This window comes from Myxococcus sp. RHSTA-1-4 (assembly GCF_020037125.1).
Taxonomy (GTDB): domain Bacteria; phylum Myxococcota; class Myxococcia; order Myxococcales; family Myxococcaceae; genus Myxococcus.
The window spans coordinates 1-4,044 of the sequence record NZ_JAIQDG010000086.1; the positions used below are offsets into that span (position 1 = coordinate 1).

Sequence of the window (4,044 nt, forward strand, 5' to 3'; positions counted from 1 at the left end):
TCATAGACGTACTGGGCACTGCCCCCCATGCCGTCGTAGACGGCCACCAACCGGCGGGCCTCGTCATAGGCATAGTGAACGGGAGGCCCCGCGTCGGCCGTGACACTGGCCCGGGCCACCGTGGCTGTCCCTGGCGCCGGCGTGGAGAGGGCCTCCCCACCGCAGGCGGTAAGCAGGAGGGAGCACCAGATGGCGCGAAGCCACAGGTGGCGCTCCGAAAGATGTCGCTTCACGAAAGGCTCCTTGTTGTCAAAGGCGGTGAGTGAACAGAAGTGGCGGCATCCGGGGCGCCCGTGGGCGCCCCGGGCCGTGCCGGACTCGTCAGCGTCTGCAGGAAATCCACGAGGTCGGCCTGCTCGGTGGGCGTCAGCTTTCCCACCCGCGCCCCCTCGCCGGTGCGGGAGTACAGCTCGCGTTCGACGGCCTGGGCCCGCGTGGGGACTCCGCCGTGCATGGAGGGGGCCGTCACGGCCACGTAGCGCCCCTGCCCCGCCACCTCCGCCCCCGATGGCACCGCGGCCCGCCTCTCATCCAGCGTCATGCGCGAGACCTCCCGCGCCGTAGCCGCCAGACGGAGCGCGAGGCCTGGGGCCACCTTCACCGCAGGGGATTCCCCGTTCGTCAGCGCGCCACCTTCCACGCCGTGGCAGCGGGTCCGCCCCGCGCGCCGGGTGAAGAGGGCGAGGCCTCGGAACTGCGCCGCCGCCAGCACCTCGCGCTCGCCCGCCAGTTGGCGCTCGAATGGCGAGAACACCGGAAAGACACACGCAAAGCCTGTCGAGTGCCGGGCATGCACCGCCGAGAGGACCGCGAGGCCATGCTCCCCGGGCCGGCGGCTGGTGGCAAAAGCCACCCTCCCGTCCGCACTCAATGGAGAGTCGAAGAAGCGCGCCCTGTCTTGCGAGGCACGGACATGCGAGTCAGGGCTGGAGGTGCGCCCTACCGAAACCACCGGGGCCGGCGCGAGAGTTCCCCCTGCATGGGAAAACAGCCACCCAAAGGTTGACGCCCCCGCGCCTTCGCGGACCACCCGTCCCTGGAGCATCGAGACACTTCCTCACTACCGGCCCGCCACGTTTTTCTGACTTTCCGGATAGTGAGCAAGCAAGCGCACAATTTCAAGCAAGAATTGACTGTCGGACCATCTTCCCAAGTCACAGCAGAATAATGCCTCAACTGAACCCACGACTCGCCACCCGGTTTCTTCCAACCACCTCCGGGAGGCGCGGACCACCCCCTGGCCCGCACCGTTCCAATGGACTCATGCCTCCCTTCCCTCTCTTCTCTCGCGCTCCGCTGCGAGCCTCCAATCCTGCTCTCTGAAGAACGGCCAGGCCTGGGGCTCGCCTTTCTCAGGAGCACCGCGGGCGGCGCTCCCCACCAGAAGACGTGGCACAAGCCAGCGTCGTGCGCGTTCCAGGAGTGACGGCCACTCGTAGGGCAAGTCCGTTTCAAGGAACAGCACACACCGGTGTAGCAGCTCGCGCTCGCTCGGCGACAGCGCCGCTTGTCCCACGGCTCGGTACTCCCGGAGGTCGTCCTGGAAGCGCCACGTTCGGCGGTAGACCTCATGCACGGCTCGATCGGCAGACGCCTGGGGATAACCCGTGTCGAGTTGCGCATTTGAAAGGCGGCCCTGCATGAACTCCCGAAGCAGGGCCGAGGCCTGCCGCCGAGCCGCCACGTCAACGACTGGAGCCCTCGTCATGGCTGCATTTCTAGCGCCCTGAGCACTCGACCGCACAGGCCCCGATAACACCCCAAGAGGTAAGACCGGCGCCAAGGGTCAAATAGACACTCCCACGGCCCAGGGCCTTTGTCGTCGGGCCAGCAAATACCGGCCGCCCGAACGCACTCCGCGAACCGATATTCATGTAGCGCCAGATGCTGGTGAAGTGCGACGCACCGGGCCGATACCCGAAGAATTTTGGGAGTGCCCCGGTACCGAGCGCAGTGGCCGTTCCCCAAGGGAAGCCCGAGGAGCATGGATCGTCCCCGAAGAGGGGGTTGTTCTCGAGCGGGTTCACCTCTTCGATGCATTTCGCCCAGCAGAACTCATCGAATGCGAGGCCGGTGGGGTCAACGAAGTAGAGCGGATTGTTGGCGGCGTAGGCGTATGCAGGCACGACATGGCCCTTGAGGGCCATGTCGACGACGTAGCCCGGCTCATGCAGCATCGGCTCGGACTGCAGGAACCGGCCCGTTTCCGGCTCGTAGTAGCGCGCACGGAAGTAGTAGAGGCCGTTGCCGTCATCCTCCCGGCCCGTGAACGACTGCGTGTTGCCGAAGGCATCCCCCGTGAGCTCCGACGCACCGTAGGGCTCGTAGGTGTAAGCGGCGGTCAGCGCTCCCGTCCCGTCAGCCAGCGCCACCGTCGAGCCGAGCGCGTCGGTAAGATAATCGCGCGAGTCCGCGGAGGTCGTCCGGCTGTACACCTCATCCAGGCCGAAGCCAGTCAGCAGGCCGGTGGTCGTCCCGCCGCGCCGCTCCTGGATGATGGTGGGGCCGCTGTAGTGGTAGTCGGTCGTCACCCCTGCCACGCTCTTGCGCGAACGCCGGCCTGTCGGGTCGTAGGTGAACTCCGCGAGCGTGGCCAGGCTGTCACTCACCCGAGCGAGTTGGCCACGCGCGTCCCAGGTGTAGGTCTTGAGACCGTCCGACTCGAGGCTGCCATTGGCATCATAGGTTAGCGTGCGGCCCTTCCACGCCGTCAACTGGCTCGCCGCGTCGTACACCGCCCCCGCGACGGCCTCGGGGAGGCCGGTGCGAGCATAGGTGCCTCCCACCGAGATGCGGTCGCCGTTGGCGTCAAGGGTGTAGGTCAGGTCACCCAGGAAGACGGAGCCCCGGGTGTACTCGACGCGTGTGAGCCGGCCCGCCGCGTCGTAGGTGTACGTCTGGGACACGCCGCCCGGCAGGACGGTGGACGCACGCCGGCCGGCGGCATCATACGTGAAGGACACCGTACGGCTCCCCTGCGTGATGGACGTGAGCCGATCCGCATCATCGTACGCATAGACAATCTGCGCCTGCCCCGAGGAGGTCATGCTCGTCAGGCGGCCCGCGGCGTCGTAGGTGTAATCGACAGTCCCGCTCGGAGACACCTCCTGCGTGAGCCGATCGAAGCCGTCGTACGCGTAGGTGATGACCGGTCCCAGGCTGTCTTCCAGGCGGACCAGCCGCCCCGCGGCGTCATATACCCCCTGGATGCTGCTGGTGAAGGACTCGGGGCTGGCGACCGTAGCGCCAAAGCCCACCAGCACCTCGGCCCCCGAGGTGTCGTAGTTCCAGCCCATCACCTGCCCCTTCTGGTCCCGGAAGGTCTTCAGGCGGCCGGCCGCGTCGTAGCCGTACACCTCCGTGCGGGCCAGCGAATCCGTCCGCTCGGACAGCAGGCCCAGGGAGTTGTAGCTGTAGAGCGTCTCCTTGCCTCGCGCGTCCCTGAGCAACGTGAAGTTGCCGGTCTTGTCATAGGCAAAGGACGTGACGTGGCCAAGCGCGTTGGTGTGTTTGATGAGCCGGTCCCTCGCATCGTATTCGTACCGGTTCACCTGGCCGCCGGGGCTGCGGCGGGCCACAGCGCGCCCGAGCGCATCGCGGACGAACTGCGTCGTCAGGCCAGCCCCATTCGTCACCGCGACGAGATCCGCCCCCTCATAGAAGAAGGTCGTCGGAGCATCCGTACCGGCACGCTTCGAGACCATCCGTCCCTGCGAATCATGCGTGTATTCAATGAACCGGCCCGTTGCGTCCTCGAAGCGCGAGACGTTTCCCTGGGCGTCATACTCATACACGGACAGATGGCCGAGCTCATCCCGAATGCTGGCAAGCCGATTCTCCGCGGTATACGTGTATTGAATCGAGGTGGCCTGGGGCGTGCCAGCGAGCTTCGTCACCTTCGTCAGGTTGCCATGCGCGTCGTGCTCGAACTCGGTGCGCCGGCCGAGGGCATCGGTCATGGCCGTGCGGCGGCCGTTGGAAGATGCCAGCTCGAAGGTCGTCACCCGCTGCTCAGGCGTGCCCAGCGGATAGATGTCCTGGACG

The 4,044-nt window shown here is 66.6% G+C and carries 4 protein-coding genes; all 4 read right to left on the bottom strand.

The window, feature by feature from the left end; translation table 11 throughout:
- On the bottom strand, nt 1–233 hold a 233-nt coding region (locus K8638_RS43930; protein ID WP_223760766.1), incomplete at its 3' end, for a hypothetical protein.
- A complete protein-coding gene (locus K8638_RS43935) occupies nt 230–754 on the bottom strand; it encodes a hypothetical protein (protein WP_223760767.1) in 525 nt (174 codons plus the stop codon). The genes K8638_RS43935 and K8638_RS43930, both read right to left, overlap by 4 nt.
- A 507-nt stretch (nt 755–1,261) precedes the next feature.
- Nucleotides 1,262–1,576 carry a hypothetical protein gene (locus K8638_RS43940; protein WP_223760768.1) on the bottom strand — a complete coding sequence of 105 codons (315 nt, stop codon included), beginning with the start codon at nt 1,574–1,576 and terminating at the stop codon, nt 1,262–1,264.
- 142 nt (nt 1,577–1,718) lie between these two features.
- On the bottom strand, nt 1,719–4,044 hold a 2,326-nt coding region (locus K8638_RS43945), incomplete at its 5' end, for an RHS repeat domain-containing protein (protein WP_305071234.1).